Origin of the sequence: Streptomyces sp. NPDC057474, from assembly GCF_042802555.1 — a bacterium.
Lineage (GTDB): Bacteria > Actinomycetota > Actinomycetes > Streptomycetales > Streptomycetaceae > Streptomyces.
Map to the genome: position 1 here is coordinate 26,425 of NZ_JBHVDX010000058.1, position 18,748 is coordinate 45,172.

The 18,748-nt window shown below is 69.2% G+C and carries 17 protein-coding genes; 14 read left to right on the top strand and 3 right to left on the bottom strand.

Annotation, left to right across the window (positions count from 1 at the left end; genetic code table 11):
- The first annotated feature begins 120 nt into the window (after positions 1 to 120).
- The 5 genes from ACFU53_RS18695 (at position 121) to ACFU53_RS18715 (ending at position 7,183) form a co-directional block, all read left to right on the top strand.
- Positions 121 to 573, top strand: coding sequence for a hypothetical protein (locus ACFU53_RS18695; protein ID WP_383993103.1), 453 nt, complete (start codon positions 121 to 123; stop codon positions 571 to 573).
- A gap of 17 nt (positions 574 to 590) precedes the next feature.
- Positions 591 to 2,945, top strand: coding sequence for a bifunctional polysaccharide deacetylase/glycosyltransferase family 2 protein (locus ACFU53_RS18700; RefSeq protein WP_383993106.1), 2,355 nt, complete (start codon positions 591 to 593; stop codon positions 2,943 to 2,945).
- A gap of 191 nt (positions 2,946 to 3,136) precedes the next feature.
- Positions 3,137 to 4,201, top strand: a complete 1,065-nt coding sequence (locus ACFU53_RS18705) for an acyltransferase (RefSeq protein ID WP_383993109.1) — start codon at positions 3,137 to 3,139, stop codon at positions 4,199 to 4,201.
- Between the two features lie 88 nt (positions 4,202 to 4,289).
- Positions 4,290 to 4,988, top strand: a complete 699-nt coding sequence (locus ACFU53_RS18710; RefSeq protein ID WP_383993112.1) for a demethylmenaquinone methyltransferase — start codon at positions 4,290 to 4,292, stop codon at positions 4,986 to 4,988.
- Positions 4,989 to 5,206: 218 nt separating this feature from the next.
- Positions 5,207 to 7,183, top strand: coding sequence for a zinc ribbon domain-containing protein (locus ACFU53_RS18715; protein WP_383993115.1), 1,977 nt, complete (start codon positions 5,207 to 5,209; stop codon positions 7,181 to 7,183).
- Between the two features lie 128 nt (positions 7,184 to 7,311).
- On the opposite strand, the gene ACFU53_RS18720 is transcribed toward ACFU53_RS18715, so the two are convergent.
- Together ACFU53_RS18720 and ACFU53_RS18725 are read right to left on the bottom strand one after the other, a co-directional pair.
- Positions 7,312 to 7,641: a PASTA domain-containing protein gene (locus tag ACFU53_RS18720; protein WP_383993118.1), complete on the bottom strand. Its 330-nt coding sequence runs from the start codon at positions 7,639 to 7,641 to the stop codon at positions 7,312 to 7,314.
- Positions 7,642 to 7,858: 217 nt separating this feature from the next.
- Positions 7,859 to 8,365, bottom strand: a complete 507-nt coding sequence (locus ACFU53_RS18725; RefSeq protein WP_383993121.1) for a GNAT family N-acetyltransferase — start codon at positions 8,363 to 8,365, stop codon at positions 7,859 to 7,861.
- Between the two features lie 160 nt (positions 8,366 to 8,525).
- Here ACFU53_RS18725 and ACFU53_RS18730 point away from each other — a divergent pair, with 160 nt between their 5' ends.
- Positions 8,526 to 9,818 carry a geranylgeranyl reductase family protein gene (locus tag ACFU53_RS18730; protein ID WP_383993124.1) on the top strand — a complete coding sequence of 431 codons (1,293 nt, stop codon included), beginning with the start codon at positions 8,526 to 8,528 and terminating at the stop codon, positions 9,816 to 9,818.
- A 107-nt stretch (positions 9,819 to 9,925) separates the two neighbouring features.
- Positions 9,926 to 10,222, top strand: a complete 297-nt coding sequence (locus ACFU53_RS18735) for a hypothetical protein (protein WP_383993127.1) — start codon at positions 9,926 to 9,928, stop codon at positions 10,220 to 10,222.
- A gap of 116 nt (positions 10,223 to 10,338) precedes the next feature.
- Here ACFU53_RS18735 and ACFU53_RS18740 read toward each other — a convergent pair whose 3' ends face one another.
- Positions 10,339 to 11,175 (bottom strand): C40 family peptidase, encoded by an 837-nt coding sequence (locus ACFU53_RS18740; RefSeq protein WP_383993131.1) that lies wholly within the window; start codon positions 11,173 to 11,175, stop codon positions 10,339 to 10,341.
- Between the two features lie 717 nt (positions 11,176 to 11,892).
- Here ACFU53_RS18740 and ACFU53_RS18745 point away from each other — a divergent pair.
- The 7 genes from ACFU53_RS18745 to ACFU53_RS18775 all read left to right on the top strand — a co-directional run.
- Complete coding sequence (locus tag ACFU53_RS18745) at positions 11,893 to 12,252, top strand: NADH-quinone oxidoreductase subunit A (RefSeq protein WP_005476348.1); 360 nt, start codon at positions 11,893 to 11,895, stop codon at positions 12,250 to 12,252.
- Between the two features lie 13 nt (positions 12,253 to 12,265).
- Entirely contained in the window at positions 12,266 to 12,820 is a 555-nt protein-coding gene (locus ACFU53_RS18750) for an NADH-quinone oxidoreductase subunit B family protein (protein ID WP_005476347.1), read from the top strand.
- On the top strand, positions 12,817 to 13,593 hold the full coding sequence (locus ACFU53_RS18755) for an NADH-quinone oxidoreductase subunit C (RefSeq protein WP_383993135.1): 777 nt from the start codon (positions 12,817 to 12,819) through the stop codon (positions 13,591 to 13,593). The genes ACFU53_RS18750 and ACFU53_RS18755 overlap by 4 nt, the downstream gene beginning before the upstream one ends.
- 55 nt (positions 13,594 to 13,648) lie before the next feature.
- Positions 13,649 to 14,965, top strand: coding sequence for an NADH-quinone oxidoreductase subunit D (locus ACFU53_RS18760; RefSeq protein WP_383993138.1), 1,317 nt, complete (start codon positions 13,649 to 13,651; stop codon positions 14,963 to 14,965).
- Positions 14,966 to 14,994: 29 nt separating this feature from the next.
- Positions 14,995 to 15,825, top strand: coding sequence for an NADH-quinone oxidoreductase subunit NuoE (gene nuoE / locus ACFU53_RS18765; RefSeq protein ID WP_383993155.1), 831 nt, complete (start codon positions 14,995 to 14,997; stop codon positions 15,823 to 15,825).
- Positions 15,822 to 17,180 (top strand): NADH-quinone oxidoreductase subunit NuoF, encoded by a 1,359-nt coding sequence (gene nuoF, locus ACFU53_RS18770; RefSeq protein WP_383993141.1) that lies wholly within the window; start codon positions 15,822 to 15,824, stop codon positions 17,178 to 17,180. Before nuoE ends, nuoF begins: the two co-directional genes overlap by 4 nt.
- Positions 17,177 to 18,748, top strand: a 1,572-nt coding sequence (locus tag ACFU53_RS18775) for an NADH-quinone oxidoreductase subunit G (protein WP_383993144.1), incomplete at its 3' end; no start/stop codon positions are given. The genes nuoF and ACFU53_RS18775, both read left to right, overlap by 4 nt.

Genomic DNA, 18,748 nt, shown 5'->3' on the forward strand with positions numbered 1-18,748 from the left:
ACGGCTTCGCAGTCGTTCATGGATTCTCTAAGGAAACGGACAGGTTAAGGAGTTTCTCATGGGAGTCTCACAAGGGAAGCTGGGAATTGGCCAAATAAAGGCCGCCTAATATCCGGGGATATGCAATCCGAGTCCGCCAACGAAAACTTCACCCCCGAGGCCGTGTACGAGATCACCTCGACACCGGCCCGCGGCAGCCGCCGCCGGCAGGGCAAGCAGCGCAAGGGGTCGGCAGAAGAGGGCCCCGTGTTCGTCGACAACTCCGGGCGCCGCGCCAGACTGCTGCGCCGCTGCGGCACGCTGCTGGGGGTCGTCTGCCTCGGTTACGCCGTCGTGCTCGGCATGGCGTTCATGGGCTGGGGCATCTCCGCGTCCCCGACCGAACTGTTCCCCTTCGGCGGAGGCGGAGGCGGAGGCGGCGGCGGCCAGGGCGGCGCACCGGGCGGCGGTGGCAACGGCCCACAGCCCCAGGGCGGCGTCGTGCCCGAGGGCATCCCCTCGGGCGCCCCCAACGGCACTCCGCCCTCCGGCGCCCCCACCGCCGTACCCTCCCCGTCCGCGTCCGCCAACTGACGGGAGCGCACCACCTCATGAGCACGACCACACCCGCACGCCGCGGCCGCCGACGCGCCCCCTCCAAGCTCCAACGCGCCACCGGCAAGGCCGCCGCCCTGCAGAAACCCCGGGTCATCCTCGCCCTGCTGCTCCTGCTCGGGCTGACCAGCGTGATGCTGCTCGACGGCTATCTGCGCGCCGAGGTCGGCGGCGACCAGCGCGTCCGCACCGGGGCCAGCTCCAGCGACGTACCCGAGGACATCCTCGACGGCGGGCCCATCCTGACCTTCCGCGGCGGCGAGGCGCAGACGCAGTCCGTGCCGGACAAGACCATCGCGCTCACCTTCGACGACGGCCCGAACCCGACCTGGACCCCGGAGATCCTCGAAGTCCTGAAGAAGTACGACATCCCCGCGACGTTCTTCGTGGTCGGCTCGATGGTGTCGCGCTACCCGGCCATCGTCGAGGACATGGTCGACGACGGTCACGAGATCGGCATCCACACCTTCACCCACATCGACCTGTCGTACCAGAGCGATGCCCGCATCACCCGTGAGATGACCCAGACGCAGCTCGCCCTCGCGGGCGCGGCCGGCATCACGACGACGCTCTTCCGCGCCCCGTACTCCTCCGAGACGGACGCCATCGACAACTACAGCTGGCCCGTCTACCAGAAGCTCGGCGAGGAGGGCTACACCAGCGTCTTCGTCGACACCGACAGCGACGACTGGAAGCGGCCCGGCGTCGAGAAGATCATCAAGTGGGCCACGCCGGACGACGGCAAGGGCGCCTCGGTCCTCATGCACGACGCGGGCGGCGACCGCTCCCAGACGGTCAAGGCACTCGGCACGTACATCGAGAACATGAAGGCCAAGGGTTACACCTTCACCACCGTCAGCGGCGCCCGGCAGAAGGACGACGCCGATGACGGCACGGCCACCGGCGCCGCGAACGGCCGGCAGAACGGCCAGCAGGGCAACCAGCAGAACGGCCGGCAGGAGGGTGCCCCCGGGGGTGCCCCCGGGACCGACGCGCAGGGCGGGGCGCAGGGCGGCGCGGCCGCCAACGGGCAGGGCACGCCGGGCACTTCGGACGCCCAGGCCGCCCACCGCACCGCCACCGGGGCCACCCTCTACGAGGGCAAGGCGCTCGTCGCGGCCGTCTACGTCGCCGAGTACGTCGTACCGACCCTCTCCGTCGGCCTGATGGTCGTCGGCGTCGCGGTCATCGGCCGCTTCGGGATGATGCTGATCCTCGCCCGGCGCCACTTCCGCGAGCGAAACAAACGCCGCTTCAGCTGGGGGCCACCGATCACCGGCCCGGTGACGGTCATCGTGCCCGCGTACAACGAGAAGGAGTGCATAGCCAACACGCTGCACTCCCTCGCGCAGAGCACCCACCCCATCGAGATCATCGTCGTCGACGACGGTTCCACGGACGGCACCAAGGAGATCGCCGAGGCGCTCGGCCACCCCAACGTCCGGGTCATCCGCCAGGAGAACGCGGGCAAGCCCGCCGCTCTCAACAACGGCGTACGGAACGCCAGTTACGACATCGTCGTGATGATGGACGGCGACACGGTCTTCGAGCCCGACACCGTCGCCAAGCTCGTGCAGCCCTTCGCCGACCCGAGCGTCGGCGCGGTCGCGGGCAACGCCAAGGTCGGCAACCGCAACACCATGATCGGCGCCTGGCAGCACATCGAGTACGTGATGGGCTTCAACCTCGACCGCCGCATGTACGACCTGCTGCGCTGCATGCCCACCATCCCGGGCGCGATCGGCGCGTTCCGCCGTGACGCCGTCCTGGAGGTCGGCGGCATGAGTGAGGACACCCTCGCCGAGGACACCGACATCACCATCGCCATGCACCGCGCCGGCTGGCGCGTCGTCTACCAGGAGCACGCCCGCGCCTGGACCGAGGCCCCGGGCTCGCTGAAGCAGCTCTGGTCGCAGCGCTACCGCTGGTCGTACGGCACCATGCAGGCCCTCTGGAAGCACCGCAAGTCCCTGACGGACAAGGGCCCGTCGGGCCGCTTCGGCCGCGTCGGTATGCCACTGGTCGTCATCTTCCAGATCATCACCCCGGTCTTCGCCCCGCTCATCGACGTCTTCACCGTCTACGCGATGATCTTCGTAGACTTCCAGGCGTCCCTGCTGGCGTGGCTGGCGGTCCTGGGCGTCCAACTGGTCTGCGCGGCCTACGCGTTCAAGCTGGACAAGGAGAAGTACCGGTACTTGCTGATGCTGCCCCTCCAGCAGCTCGCCTACCGGCAGATGATGTACCTCGTCCTCATCCACTCATGCATCACGGCTCTTACGGGCGGCCGCCTCCGCTGGCAGAAACTGAAGCGGACGGGCGAGGTCGGCACCCCGGCGGGGGCAAGCTGATGGGCTCGCACAGGAGAGGGGGTCCGCCGGCCACGGCGGCTCCCGCCGAGGGCGGCGAGCCTGTTCCCGCTGTCACCAATGTGGGCAATCGTTCCCCAGGGCGATGGGGCTCCCCCCGCTCGAGCGAAGCCGAGAGTGGGGGAGGGTGGGCACAGCCGACAGCGCCGGGCGCCGATGAAGCCAAGGCTCAGGTGCACGAAGGCCCTGCGCCTCAGCCTCGAACCACCGGGCGCGATCGTTACTTCGACACGCTGCGCGCCCTGGCCCTCATCCGCGTAGTCACCTACCACACCTTCGGCTGGCCCTGGGCCGGTATGGCCTTCCCGTCCATGGGCATCATGTTCGCCCTCGCCGGCACCCTCATGGCGAAGTCCCTGGAACGCCCCGCACCAAAGGTGATCAGGAGCCGCGTCCGGCGGCTCCTGCCCCCCTTCTGGTTCTGGGGCCTCTTCGTGGTCGTCGCCATGCTGATCCACGACTGGATGCCCGGCTGGCAGATCGTCTTCTGGGTCCTCCCCCTGGGCGACCCCCCGGGCAACGCCTGGGGCGAACAGACCTGGGAGATCCTCTGGTACCTGCGCACCTACCTCTGGTTCGTCCTGCTCTCCCCGCCCCTGCTGAAGCTGTTCCGGCCGGCCCCGGTCCCGGTCCTCCTCCTGTCCCTGTCGCCGATCCTGGTCTTCCACTTCCTCTGGGAACCCCCGGACGACCGCCTCGGCAATGCCCTGACCGACCTGGCCACCTTCCTCTTCTGCTGGCTCCTGGGCTTCGCCCACCGCGAGGGCGTTCTCGCGAGGCTGAAGCCGTTCGCGGTCACCGTCCTCTCCCTCGCGGCCCTCGGGTTCGGCGCCTGGTACGCCTTCACCCACCAGGAGGAGACCGGCTCGTACGACCTCGACGACATCCCCCTCGCCCAGGCGTTCTTCTCCGCCGGCTTCGTGACACTCCTGCTGTACGCGAAGGCGTACTTCAAGGTCGACTTCGCCGGACTCACCCGCTTCGGACGCCTGGACCGGATCGTCACGATCTTCAACTCCCGCGCGGTCACCATCTACCTGTGGCACGAGATCGCCCTGATCCTGGCCGTCCCGCTGATCGACCAGTTCTGGAACGTGCCCGCGTTCGAGAAGTACCTGCCGCTGGAGAGCCAGTGGTTCATGTTCGGCATCGGCTGGCTCCTGATCGGCGTGTTCGTCCTGCTCTGCGGGTGGGTGGAGGACGTGGCGGCGAAGAAGAAACCGAAGCTGTTGCCGTAGTGCCGCTGCAGGGCTGCCGCCGGAACGGGTCGGCAGCGGTGGGCCGGGCGCCGCGTGGGCGTCCGGCCCCTACTGCCACAATGGGCCCGTGACCCGCGCATCCCTGGACAAGCAGCCGCACGAAGTCGCCTCGATGTTCGACCGAGTGGCGAAACGGTACGACCTCACCAACGACGTGCTGTCCCTCGGGCAGGACCGGCGCTGGCGCAAGGAGGTCGCGCGGGCGGTGGACGCCCGCCCCGCGCAGAAGATCCTGGACCTCGCGGCCGGCACGGGCACCTCCTCGCTGCCTTTCGCGCAGACCGGCGCGTACGTCGTCCCGTGCGACTTCTCCCTCGGCATGCTCCGGGTCGGCAAGGAGCGCGACTCCTGGCTGCCGTTCACCGCGGGCGACGCCACGAAGCTGCCGTTCAGGGACGACACCTTCGACGCGGTGACCATCTCCTTCGGCCTGCGGAACGTGCAGGACACCGACGCCGCGCTGCGTGAGCTGTACCGGGTGACCAAGCCCGGTGGGCGCGTCGTGATCTGCGAGTTCTCCCACCCGACGTGGACGCCGTTCCGGACCGTCTACACCGAGTACCTGATGCGGGCGCTGCCGCCCGTCGCCCGCGCGGTGTCGTCCAATCCGGACGCGTACGTCTATCTGGCCGAGTCCATCCGCGCCTGGCCCGACCAGGCGGGCCTCGCCGAGCGCCTCCGGAAAGCCGGCTGGGACAAGGTCGCGTGGCGGAACCTCTCGGGCGGGATCGTCGCCCTGCACCGGGGGTCCAAGGCCCACGTGTAGGTCCCAAAGCAGCCCGCATAGGCCCCAAAGCAGCCCGCAGGACTCTGGTTTCACCCGTACGAGGGATGCCCGCAAGGGAATCCTGTTGACGGGAACCGGTCAACAGAAACTACCGTCCGTTGATACGTCGGTACGCGCCGGTGATGTCCCACGACACACCGGCGCGCCTCCGACCACGTCGCATCACGGCACGAGTCATCTGAATGACGGAGCGTTCCATGACGTCCTACTGCCCCTACTGCGGAACACCAGGTCCCGACGAGGCACGCTTCTGCATGAAGTGCGGGCGGGAACGCATGCCGGTTCCAGCGGCGGAGTCCGGCACGGGCACCGGGACACCCCCGGCCCCGCCCGCGGCGCCACCGGCGGCTCCGCCCCGGACACCCCCGCCGGCTCCGGGAACGGCGGCCGTCCCGACACCCCCACCGGGAGTCCCGGGAACGGCCCCACCGGCGGTCCTCCCGGCGGCCCCACCGGGCACGCCACCCCTCGGTCCACCGCCGCCTCCGCCCGGGTACGCCCCCGTCCCCGCCCGCCCCTCACCCGTCGGCGCCTTCTTCGGCCGGGCCTTCCGGGGCGACTGGGGCGGCTCCGCGCTGTCCGCGCTCTGGCCGGTCGGGCTCCTCTTCGTCGCTGCCGTAGCCCTGGCCATCCCCTCGTACGGCCAGGGCAGCCAGGACGAGGAGGACCTCGTCGGCTTCGGCGACCGTCTGGGCCTGGCCCTCGCCGCCCTCCTCCAGGGCCTCGGCGGCGGCTTCAAGGCCTCCGAGGTCAGCGGCGGCGACTACACGGGCGACTTCCAGACCACCGAGGGAGCCGTCACCCTGACCCTGGTCCCGCTCACGGTGACCGCTCTGTTCATCGGGGCGCTCTACATCGGCGTACGGCAACTCCGTACGCGACTGGTGACACGCGGCGCGTACGGCACCGCGTACGGCGGTGTGCCGGGCGGTGTACAGGGCGGCGCGTACGCCGGTGGGTACGGCGGGGGGTACGGCGGTGCCGGTGTTGGGGGGCCCGGAACGGTGCCCGGTGGCAGCCGTACCGCCGGGCTCGAAGCGGTCGTGCGGGTCACGCTGCTGGTGACGGTCGCAGTACTCCTGCTCGGGCTGTTCGCGCAGCCCGAGATCGCGCTCGCCGAGGTCTCGACGTCACCCTGGCGCGCGGCACTGGGCGCGCTGCTGCTCACCGCAGCCGTCTCGGTCGGCCTGCTTCAACGCGACGACCTGGCCGCCTGGCTGGCCGTCCGACCCGGCCCCCAGGCCCTGTTCCGGGCGACCGGAACGGCCGTACGGGCGATGGTGATCGTCCTCGCCCTCTGCTCGCTCGTCACCTTCGTCGTCCTCGCGGCGAACGACGAGTGGCAGGCCGAATGGGAGGAGGACCTCAACCCCCTCCTCCTCGTCCTGCTCGTCCTGCCCAACCTCGCCGTCAACTTCCTCGGCCTCTCCTGGGGCGCGTCCGTCCAGGGCGAGGCGGGCCGTACGCGGTACGGGGACGACTCGTCGTACGGCGGCGACTCGTCCGGCGACTACGGGCTCGTCGAGTCCAGCCCGTACGGCGGCTACGAGCGCGAGGCGTTCGGGCTCTCCGAACTGGGCGACGCCGTGAACTCCTGGGCGGTCGTGGGCGCGTTGACACTCGGCGCGGTCTGCGCCCTGATTCTCGGTGTCCTCGCGGCTCGCCGCTCCTCGGGCCGCGGCGAGCAACTCCTCGCCGCGGGTGTCTTCTTCGGCCTCTTCCTCCTCCTCGCCGGCATCAGCGGCTTCGGCATGGAGGCCTCGGGCTCCGCCACGACCGACTTCAGCAGCGAGTTCTCGGCCGCGGGCCAGGTGGACGTAGGCCTCGACATCCCCGAGGTGCTCCTCTTCGGCCTCCTCTGGATCTTCGGCGCGGCCTTCCTCGCGCCCTACCTGGTCCAGCTGACAGGAGCACGCACGGCGGTGATCGCACCCCCGATCCCGGCGATGCCGGGCAACGGCCCGGCGGCCTACGGGTTCCCGCAGCAGCCTTCGGCCCCCGTCCCGGCCCCGGTCCCGTACGAGCCCCCGCTCGTAGAACTCGGCCACCACCACCTGCCACCCGCCGACCCTGCCAAGCCCCGCAACCGAACCCTCATCTGGACCATCACGATCGCGGCGGCCTTCGTGATCGGCGGGGGAGGGGCAGCGGCGATCCTGCTCTGGCAGAAGTAGAGAGCACTTGACGACGAGAGGCGGACACCCGCGCCCTCAGGGGCGCGGGGAACCGCGCGATCAACCACGGACAACCCGGAGCCTGCAACGCACCGAAGCCCCCACCCCGAACCCAGAGCCCTCCGCGCCTACCGAAGAACCGGAAACGGATTCCCGGGCCCCGGCTCGTCCAACGCTCTGCGCAAACCGGGCGGCGGCCCACCGCGCCGCGGCTCCCGCACACCCCCACCGTCGTCCCCCAACTCGAACCACACGGTCACAGCTGCCCCACGCGGCACCTCCACCCCCGGCGGCGGGTACTGCCGTACGACGTAGTCCACGACGGTGAGTTGGAAGTCGGGCCGGTCGGGCGCGACGAGGGTCACCCCGCCCGCCTCGGCCGTCTCGCGCGCGTCCACGGCCATCAGACCGACGAACCGTGGCACACGCACTTCGAATGACTTGGGTGTTATGCGCACAGATGTTCACCCCCAGCGGTACCGGCAGGGTAACCGCCGAGCGGCCCCGGCCGGAAGCACTGAGTTGCAATCTACGCCAAATCGCTACTCTGTGTGACGGGTTGCCGATATCGCGAACGCACGGCCGCCTTGTCGAACCACGAACCGCATGCCGCCTTCTGAGCGGCCCCCCGATCTTTGTCGAACCACGAACGCGCGGCCAACTCGCCGACCGCCGTCACAGCGCCAGCCGGTAACAGTGCCCCAGCTGCTGCGAGACCGGCGTCGTGTACGTCTCCGCCAGCTCCATGCCCAGGCGCCGGGTGACGGCGATGGACCGCTCGTTGCGGGCGTTGACCATGGCGACCACGCTGCCGACGCCGGACGCCCGCACCCGCTCCAGGGTCTGGGTCGCGGCGGCGGTCACATACCCCTTGCCCCAGTAGTCACGGGCGAGCCGCCAGCCGATCTCGATCTCGCCGGTCGGCCCCCACTCCCGGGGCCACGGCTGGGCGCCGGTGAAGCCGATGACCCGGCCCTCCTCGTCGAGCATGGTCCACAGACAGAAGCCGTGCTCGGCGTCGTGGCGGCGCTGGCGCGCGGTGAGCTCCTCGTAGACGGACAGCTCGGCGGACCGGCCGCCGTGGAACTCCATGACGTCGGGATCGTCGAAGATCCGGTGCCAGGCGAAGGCGTCCTCGTCGGTGGGGACGCGCAGCCGTACGTCGGGCAGAGCTCTGTTCACAGGGGCAGCCCTTCAGTCGATGATCGGTACCGCTGAATAGACTGCCCATGTCCGACGCCTGTCGGCACATGTTTTCTGGTCTTCCAGTTCTGGTACTCCAGCTTCTGGTCTGCCGGCGAACCTTTGCTTCGATCCGTCTACTTCTTGGGGAGAACCCGTCGTGACCGAGCCCCAGCCCCTTACCGAACACACCGCCGATGTGATCGTCGTCGGGGCCGGGCCAGCCGGTTCCACCACCGCGTACTACCTGGCGAAGGCCGGGCTGGACGTGCTGCTCCTGGAGAAGACCAGCTTCCCGAGGGAGAAGGTCTGCGGCGACGGCCTCACGCCGCGCGCCACCAAGCAGCTCGTGTCGATGGGCATCGACATCTCCGAGGAGGCCGGCTGGCTCCGCAACAAAGGTCTGCGGATCATCGGCGGCGGCGTCCGCCTCCAGCTCGACTGGCCGGATCTCGCCTCCTACCCGGACTACGGACTCGTCCGCAAGCGCGACGACTTCGACGAGCAGCTCGCCCGCCAGGCCCAGAAGGCGGGCGCGCGGCTGCACGAGCGCTGCAACGTGGGCGCGCCGATCGTCGACGACCGCACAGGCCGTATCACCGGTGTGCACGCCAAGCTCGGTGACGAGAAGCGGGAAGTCACCTTCCACGCCCCCCTGGTGGTGGCGGCCGACGGCAACTCCACCCGCCTCTCCCTCGCGATGGGCCTGCACCGCCGCGAGGACCGACCGATGGGCGTCGCGGTCCGTACGTACTTCACCTCCCCGCGCCACGACGACGACTACCTGGAGTCCTGGCTGGAACTGTGGGACAAACGAGGCCCGGGCGAGGACCGGCTGCTCCCCGGCTACGGCTGGATCTTCGGCATGGGCGACGGCACGTCCAACGTCGGCCTGGGCGTCCTCAACACCTCCGCCGCCTTCAAGGAGCTGGACTGGCGCGACGTCCTGAAGGCCTGGTGCGCGTCCATGCCTCAGGAGTGGGGCTACACCCCCGAGAACATGACCGGGCCCATCCGCGGTGCCGCCCTCCCGATGGCCTTCAACCGCCAACCCCACTACACCAAGGGTCTGCTGCTGGTCGGCGACGCCGGCGGCATGGTGAACCCCTTCAACGGCGAGGGCATCGCCTACGCCATGGAGTCCGGCCAGATCGCGGCCGACGTCATCGTCCAGGCCCACGCCCGCGCCACCCCCGGGCAGCGCGAACTCGCCCTCCAGCGCTACCCGCAGGTCCTCAAGGACACCTTCGGTGGCTACTACACGATGGGCCGCGCCTTCGTGAAGCTCATCGGCAACCCGAAGATCATGAAGCTCGCCACGCAGCGGGGCCTCACCCATCCGCTCCTGATGAAGTTCACCCTGAAGATGCTGGCCAACCTCACCGACCCCACCGGCGGCGACGCGATGGACCGCATCATCAACGGGCTGAGCAAGGTGGCCCCGAAGGCGTGAACGGTTGACGCCCCGGAGGGACCGGGGCGATCCGGGTGCGAGGACGCCGTGGGTGACCGGGACACTACTTTCCGTCCCGTCACCCGCCTCCCCGCCCTCCGGTGCCCATGACTGCCGCCGACACGCAGCCCGCCCGGTGCGACGCGCTGGTGACGGATCGGATGGGCGGCATCATGTTCTCGCCGCGCACCTCGACCCCCGTCGTGCGCGGCCGCACCACCTGCCGCGACTCGCCCTGTCCGTCACCGCCGTCGGCCAGGCCAGTTCTGGGACGTACGGAATTCCGCGGGCGCCGAACGCTGCGAGATTCCGGAGCCGTACCGGCCCCGGAGACGGGACCCCTGGAACGCGTCGACAAGACCCGCTATCGGCTGGGCCCGCCCGACACCTTCGATCTGGGGTGAGAGCGCCCTGTGGGGCCCTTGTGGCCCTTTCTGAGGGCAGCCCGGAGGGCCGCTGTCCCCACCGGGAGAGCGGCCCTCTCGAAAAGCGCCTGGGCGACCCGGCGCGAGGCGTGGGCTCAGAGCACGCGCACCGCACCCGTCGCCGGGTAGCCGGAGAGGTCCTGGATGACGACGCCCTTGGAGGGGTTCGCCGCGTCGAGGTACTGACCGTCCCCGATGTAGACACCCACGTGGTACGCGGAGCCCTTCGAGCCCCAGTACAGGATGTCGCCGACCTGCAGGTTGGACAGCGAGACCTCGGTGCCCTGCATCGACTGGTCCTGCGAGACCCGGGGGAGGTCCACGCCGACCTGCTTGAACGCGGCCTGCACGAGCGAGGAGCAGTCCCACGCGTTGGGGCCCGTGGCGCCCATGACGTAGGCGTCGCCGAGCTGCGCCTTGAGGAAGCCGATCACCGTGCCGACGCTGCCGGTGGCGGGCGTCGTCGTCGTGGTGGTGGTGGTCGACGAGTTGGACGTGAGGGTGGTCCGCTCACTGTCGCGTGCGGCACGCTCGGCCTCGGCCTTGCGCTCGGCCTCGGCGGCGGCCTTCTTGCGGGCCTCTTCCTTCTTTGCCTTGACCAGGTCCTTCTCGGCCTGCTTGGCAGCCTGTTCGGCGGCGGTGTCACGCTCGGCCTGCAGCTGATAGTCGGCCGCCATCGCCTGCGTGGCGTCCGCGGACTGCGCGGCCTGCGTGGCCAGGTCGGCCGTGAGGGTGGGCAGTTCGAGCGTCTGCGTCACCGGCTCCGCGGCGAAAGCCGACGTGGACGCACCGGCCACTGCCACGGTGCTGAGAACGCCACCGGCGACTCCGGCGCGCAGCGCGATCGAGGACGCGTTGCGGCGGGGTTTCCGGTGGCTGCGTATGTGAGCGGTGTGGGACATGGGTACAAGCGGTACCAGCGACTCCTCCATACCTTCAAGAAACGTGTGCTGCGCCACAGTTGTTCAATGGAGGCCTCAAATTCCCTGTGCGCCACTCTTTATTGACGCCGTAACGGGCATAGCGGACATGACCGGTCGAGCCTGTGATCATGCGCTTTCGTGAATACGTCCGAATTGCCCTGCGCTTACCATCGATCGCAGCGAGTGGCCAAGGCCGGTTGATTTGATCTCGCTCCGGTGTGGCGCAGGTCACGGAACGGTCACCCGGTCGCCCGGCGTCCCGCGCGTGGCCACCCGTCCCCGGCGCTCGTGAATGCGTGCACGCGTCCACATCGGCCATCGGACCTCCCTTCGAGGTGTGAACGCGACGCACTACCAAGCGACCTCGCCCGGCACCAATTTGCATGCAGCGGAACTCTCTTGATATAGAGACGCCTCACGTGACCAGCGGTAACGAGTGAAAATGTCACTTCTGGTGATCAGTCTGGCGCTTCGGGTATGAAGATCGATGCTCATCCGACTTCATGATCCTTCGCCAGGTGGTGGAGATCACAAACTCGGTGCCGTACCCCGTGTCGCAGATCACAGACCGGCAGGCATAGGATGCGGGGCAGTTGGGCTTGTGACCTGCTTCACATGTTCGCGATCTTCGCCGGGACAGGCGGAGTTCGTGGGACCGGTGGGGCGGGAGAGCAGGGCCCACGCAATCCGCCAGCAGTCAGTGCCGACTGAGAGGAGCGAGGAGCGGTGAACGCCTATGCGCCCATCCTCGTACTGGGAGCCCTCGGGGCAGGCTTTGCGATCTTCTCCGTGATCATGGCCTCGCTGATCGGCCCGAAGCGCTACAACCGGGCCAAGCTCGAGGCTTACGAGTGCGGGATCGAGCCCACCCCCACGCCGGCCGGCGGCGGGCGTTTCCCCATCAAGTACTACCTGACGGCGATGCTCTTCATCGTCTTCGATATCGAGATCGTCTTCCTCTACCCCTGGGCCGTCACCTTCGACGCCCTGGGTGTTTTCGGGCTCGTGGAGATGCTGCTCTTCGTGCTCACCGTCTTCGTCGCCTACGCGTACGTCTGGCGGCGCGGCGGCCTGGAATGGGACTGAGGGGCCTTTAAGCATGGGACTCGAAGAAAAACTGCCGAGCGGCTTCCTGCTGACCACCGTCGAGCAGGCCGCGGGCTGGGTACGCAAGGCATCCGTCTTCCCCGCCACCTTCGGCCTCGCCTGTTGCGCCATCGAGATGATGACCACGGGCGCGGGGCGCTACGACCTGGCGCGCTTCGGCATGGAGGTGTTCCGCGGGTCGCCGCGTCAGGCGGACCTGATGATCGTGGCCGGCCGGGTCAGCCAGAAGATGGCGCCGGTGCTGCGGCAGGTCTACGACCAGATGCCGAATCCCAAGTGGGTGATCTCCATGGGGGTCTGTGCGTCGTCCGGCGGCATGTTCAACAACTACGCGATCGTCCAGGGCGTCGACCACATCGTCCCGGTCGACATCTATCTCCCCGGCTGCCCGCCACGGCCCGAGATGCTGTTGGACGCGATCCTCAAGCTCCACCAGAAGATCCAGACGTCCAAGCTCGGCGTGAACGCCGAGGAAGCGGCCCGTGAGGCGGAGGAAGCGGCACTCAAGGCGCTCCCCCTCATCGAGATGAAGGGGCTGCTGCGATGAGCGACGCGAACGGCAAGAGCGGTGCGGGCGGACCGGGTGCGGGCGAATCGAACGGGGTGAACCCCGAGAAGGATCTCGCCGCCTCCAACCTCCCCGGCCAGCGCGGCGACGGGGGTGAGGAGATCCGCGTCCAGCGCGGCATGTTCGGCGCCGACAATGGCGGCGACACCTCCGGCTACGGCGGCCTGGTCCGCTCCATCCGGCTCCCCGGCGCGGCGGGCCGCCCCTACGGCGGCTGGTTCGACGAGGTCGCCGACGAACTGGAGGGCGCCCTGGAGGAACAGGGCCTCGTCCCCGAGAACGTGATCGACAAGACCGTCGTCGACCGGGGCGAGATCACCTTCCACATCGAGCGCGAACACCTGCCGCGCGTCGCCCGGACCCTCCGCGACGACCCGGCCCTCCGCTTCGAACTGTGCACCGGCGTCTCCGGCGTCCACTACCCCGGTGACAAGGGCCGCGAGCTGCACGCCGTCTACCACCTGCGCTCGATCACCCACAACCGGCTGATCCGCCTGGAGGTCTCCGCCCCCGACGCCGATCCGCACATCCCGTCGCTCGTCCCCGTCTATCCGACCAACGACTGGCACGAGCGCGAGACGTACGACTTCTTCGGCATCGTCTTCGACGGCCACCCCGCGTTGACGCGGATCATGATGCCGGACGACTGGCAGGGCTTCCCGCAGCGCAAGGACTACCCCCTCGGCGGCATCCCCGTCGAGTACAAGGGCGCCCAGATCCCGGCTCCGGACCAGCGGAGGTCGTACTCATGAGCGCCCACCCGTCGCCCGACCACCGCCCCTCAACGACTCCCTTCGGGAGGCCGCAATGACTACCGCAACTCCGCGCGAGACCACCGAGGGCACCGTCTACACGGTCACCGGTGGCGACTGGGACGAGGTCGCCGAGACCGCGGCCCGGTCCGACGACGAGCGCATCATCGTCAACATGGGCCCCCAGCACCCGTCCACGCACGGTGTGCTCCGGCTCATCCTGGAGATCGACGGCGAGACCGTCACCGAGGCCCGCTGCGGCATCGGCTACCTCCACACCGGCATCGAGAAGAACCTCGAGTACCGCACGTGGACGCAGGGCACCACGTTCGTGACGCGCATGGACTACCTGACGCCGTTCTTCAACGAGACGGCGTACTGCCTCGCCGTGGAGAAGCTCCTCGGCATCGAGGACCAGATCCCGGACCGCGCCACGATCATCCGCGTGCTCCTCATGGAGCTGAACCGGCTCTCCTCCCACCTGGTGTGCATCGCCACCGGCGGCATGGAGCTGGGCGCCACCACGATCATGATCTACGGCTTCCGTGATCGTGAACTCATTCTCGACATCTACGAGCTGATCACCGGCCTGCGCATGAACCACGCGTACATCCGGCCCGGCGGACTCGCCCAGGACCTGCCGCCCGGCGCGGTGGACCAGATCCGCGAGTTCGTGAAGAAGATGGAGAAGAACCTTCCCGAGTACGACAAGCTCGCCACCGGGAACCCCATCTTCAAGGCCCGTATGCAGGACGTCGGCCACCTCGACCTGTCCGGCTGCATGGCCCTCGGCGCCACCGGCCCGATCCTGCGCTCCGCCGGCCTCCCGCACGACCTGCGCAAGGCGCAGCCGTACTGTGGGTACGAGACGTACGACTTCGACGTCCCGACCGCCGACACCTGCGACTCCTACGGCCGTTTCCTGATCCGCCTGGAGGAGATGCGCCAGTCCCTGCGGATCGTCGAGCAGTGCCTGGACCGGCTGCAGCCCGGCCCGGTCATGGTCGGCGACAAGAAGATCGCCTGGCCCGCCCAGCTCGCCCTGGGACCGGACGGACTCGGCAACTCCCTGGACCACATCAAGAAGATCATGGGCACCTCCATGGAGGCCCTGATCCACCACTTCAAGCTGGTGACCGAGGGCTTCCGCGTCCCGCCGGGACAGGCGTACACGGCGGTCGAGTCGCCCAAGGGCGAACTCGGGGTGCACGTCGTCTCCGACGGAGGCACCCGCCCCTTCCGGGTCCACTACCGAGACCCGTCCTTCACCAACCTGCAGGCCATGGCGGCGATGTGCGAGGGCGGCCAGGTCGCCGACGTCATCGTCGCCGTCGCGTCCATCGACCCCGTGATGGGAGGCGTCGACCGGTGACCACCACCCCCGAGGGCGTCAGCCTGGGCATGCCCCAACTGCCCGCGCCCGACTACCCGGACGACGTTCGAGCCCGGCTGGAGCGGGACGCCGCCGAGGTCGTCGCCCGCTACCCGGACTCCCGGTCCGCCCTCCTGCCGTTGCTGCATCTCGTGCAGTCGGAGGAGGGCCATGTCACCCGCACCGGCATGCGGTTCTGCGCCGAGGTGCTCGGCCTGACCACGGCCGAGGTCACCGCGGTGGCCACCTTCTACACCATGTACCGGCGCAAGCCCTCCGGCGACTACCAGGTGGGCGTCTGCACCAACACCCTGTGCGCGGTGATGGGCGGCGACGCGATCTTCGAGGCACTGCAGGACCACCTCGGTGTCGGCAACGGCGAGACCACCGGCGACGGCAAGGTCACCCTGGAGCACATCGAGTGCAACGCGGCCTGCGACTTCGCGCCGGTCGTGATGGTCAACTGGGAGTTCTTCGACAACCAGACCGTCGACAGCGCCAAGCGCATCGTCGACGACCTGCGCGCGGGAACCGAGGTCGAGCCCACGCGCGGGGCACCGCTGTGCACCTTCAAGGACACTGCGCGGATCCTCGCCGGATTCCCCGACGAGCGGCCGGGGGCCGTCGAGGCGAGCGGCGGTGCGGGACCCGCCTCGCTGGTCGGCCTCCGCCTGGCAAGGGGAGAGACCGGACCCGCGCGCGTGGTCCATCCGCGGAACGGCGCCCCCAAGGACGAGCCGCACGACAAGGTGCACGAGCCGTCACCCACCGAGCACCTCAGCTCGCACGACGCGCCGCAGGACACGTCGGCCTCGGACCCGGCCCACCCGGCAGGGCCTGCCGCCGAGGAGGGGGAGTGATGACGTTGGCACCCGAGATCAAGGGCACCAGCCCGGAGAAACTGCTCGCACCCGTGCTGTCGGCCTTCTGGGACGAGGACAGGGCGTGGTCGCTCGACGTCTACCGAAGGCACGAGGGGTACGAGGGGCTGCGCAAGGCGCTGGCCATGTCACCGGACGACGTCATCGCGTACGTCAAGGAGTCCGGGTTGCGCGGCCGTGGCGGCGCGGGATTCCCGACCGGAATGAAATGGCAGTTCATTCCTCAGGGTGATGGAAAACCACATTATCTAGTTGTCAACGCCGACGAGTCGGAGCCCGGAACGTGCAAGGACATTCCGCTCCTCTTCGCGAACCCGCATAGCCTCATCGAGGGCATTGTCATCGCCTGTTATGCCATCAGGTCTTCGCATGCCTTCATCTATCTCCGTGGTGAAGTCGTCCCCGTCCTGCGGCGGTTGCACGAGGCCGTACGTGAGGCCTACGCGGAAGGCTTCCTCGGCGAGAACATCCTGGGCAGCGGACTCGACCTCGACCTCACCGTGCACGCGGGCGCGGGCGCGTACATCTGCGGTGAGGAGACCGCACTGCTCGACTCGCTCGAAGGCCGCCGTGGTCAACCGCGGCTCCGTCCCCCCTTCCCTGCTGTCGAGGGCCTCTATGCGTGCCCGACTGTCGTGAATAACGTCGAATCGATCGCGTCAGTTCCCGCGATCATGCAAAAGGGCAAGGAATGGTTCAGGTCGATGGGCAGCGAGAAGTCTCCCGGCTTCACGCTCTACTCGCTCAGCGGCCACGTCGCGAGCCCCGGCCAGTACGAGGCGCCGCTCGGCATCACGCTCCGTCAGCTCCTGGAGATGAGCGGCGGAATGCGACCCGGGCATCGCCTCAAGTTCTGGACGCCTGGCGGCTCCTCGACCCCGATGTTCACCGACGAGCACCTCGACGTCCCTCTTGACTACGAAGGAGTGGGCGCCGCGGGTTCCATGCTCGGCACGAAAGCACTCCAGTGCTTCGACGAGACCACCTGCGTCGTGCGGGCCGTCACCCGCTGGACGGAGTTCTACGCCCACGAGTCCTGCGGCAAGTGCACGCCCTGCCGCGAAGGCACCTACTGGCTGGTGCAGTTGCTGCGCGACATCGAGGCCGGCAAGGGCGTCATGAGCGACCTCGACAAGCTGAACGACATCGCCGACAACATCAACGGCAAGTCCTTCTGCGCCCTCGGCGACGGTGCCGCCTCGCCGATCTTCTCCTCCCTCAAGTACTTCCGCGCGGAGTACGAGGACCACATCACGGGCCGGGGCTGCCCCTTCGACCCGGCCAGGTCGACCGTCTGGGCAGACAAGGACAAGCACGCGGAGGTGAACGCATGACCGTGACCACCAGCGCTCCCTCCGGGGGCGGGGAGGCGGCGGTCCCGCCGGAGGATCTCGTCTCGCTCAAGATCGACGGCGTCGACATCAGCGTGCCCAAGGGCACCCTGGTCATCCGGGCCGCCGAACAACTCGGCGTCGAGATCCCCCGCTTCTGCGACCACCCCCTCCTCGACCCGGTCGGCGCCTGCCGCCAGTGCATCGTCGAGGTCGAGGGCCAGCGCAAGCCCATGGCCTCCTGCACGATCACCTGCACGGACGGGATGGTCGTCAAGACCCACCTCACTTCCCCGGTCGCGGAGAAGGCACAGAAGGGTGTGATGGAGCTCCTGCTCATCAACCACCCGCTGGACTGCCCGGTCTGCGACAAGGGCGGCGAGTGCCCGCTGCAGAACCAGGCCATGTCGCACGGCCACTCCGAGTCCCGCTTCGAGGGCCGCAAGCGCACCTACGAGAAGCCCGTGCCGATCTCCACGCAGGTGCTGCTCGACCGTGAGCGGTGCGTGCTGTGTGCCCGCTGCACCCGGTTCTCCAACCAGGTCGCGGGCGACCCGATGATCGAGCTGGTCGAGCGGGGCGCGCTCCAGCAGGTCGGCACCGGCGAGGGCGACCCCTTCGAGTCGTACTTCTCCGGAAACACCATCCAGATCTGCCCGGTGGGCGCGCTGACCTCGGCGGCGTACCGATTCCGCTCCCGCCCCTTCGACCTCGTCTCCTCGCCGTCCGTCTGCGAGCACTGCTCCGGCGGCTGCGCGACCCGCACCGACCACCGGCGCGGCAAGGTCATGCGGCGGCTCGCGGCCAACGACACCGACGTCAACGAGGAGTGGATCTGCGACAAGGGGCGGTTCGCGTTCCGGTACGCGCAGCGACCTGACCGGCTGACCACCCCGCTCGTCCGCAACGCGGAGGGCGTCCTGGAGCCCGCTTCCTGGCCGGAGGCCCTGGAGGCCGCCGCCCAGGGGCTCCTCGCCGCGCGCGGCCGGGCCGGTGTCCTGACCGGCGGCCGGCTCACCGTCGAGGACGCCTACGCGTACAGCAAGTTCGCGCGTGTGGCCCTCGACACGAACGACATCGACTTCCGCGCGCGCGTGCACAGCGGCGAGGAGGCCGACTTCCTGGCGGCCCGGGTCGCCGGACGCGGCCGCGACCTCGACGGCACGGGCGTCACGTACGCCTCCCTGGAGAAGGCGCCCGCGGTCCTGCTGGTCGGGTTCGAGGCCGAGGAGGAGGCGCCCGGCGTCTTCCTCAGGCTGCGCAAGGCCTGGCGCAAGCACAAGCAGCGGGTGTTCTCGCTGGCCACCCACGCCACCCGGGGTCTGGAGAAGGCCGGCGGCACGCTGCTGCCCGCCGCGCCCGGCACCGAGACCGAGTGGCTGGACGCCCTCGCGAGCGGCTTCGGGCTGGACGACGACGGCACCAAGGCCGCCGAGGCGCTGCGCGCCGAGGGCGCCGTCATCGTCGTCGGGGAGCGGTTCGCGGCCGTGGCGGGTGGGCTCACCGCCGCCGTACGGGCCGCGTCCCTGACCGGCGCGCGGCTGGTGTGGATCCCGCGTCGGGCCGGGGAG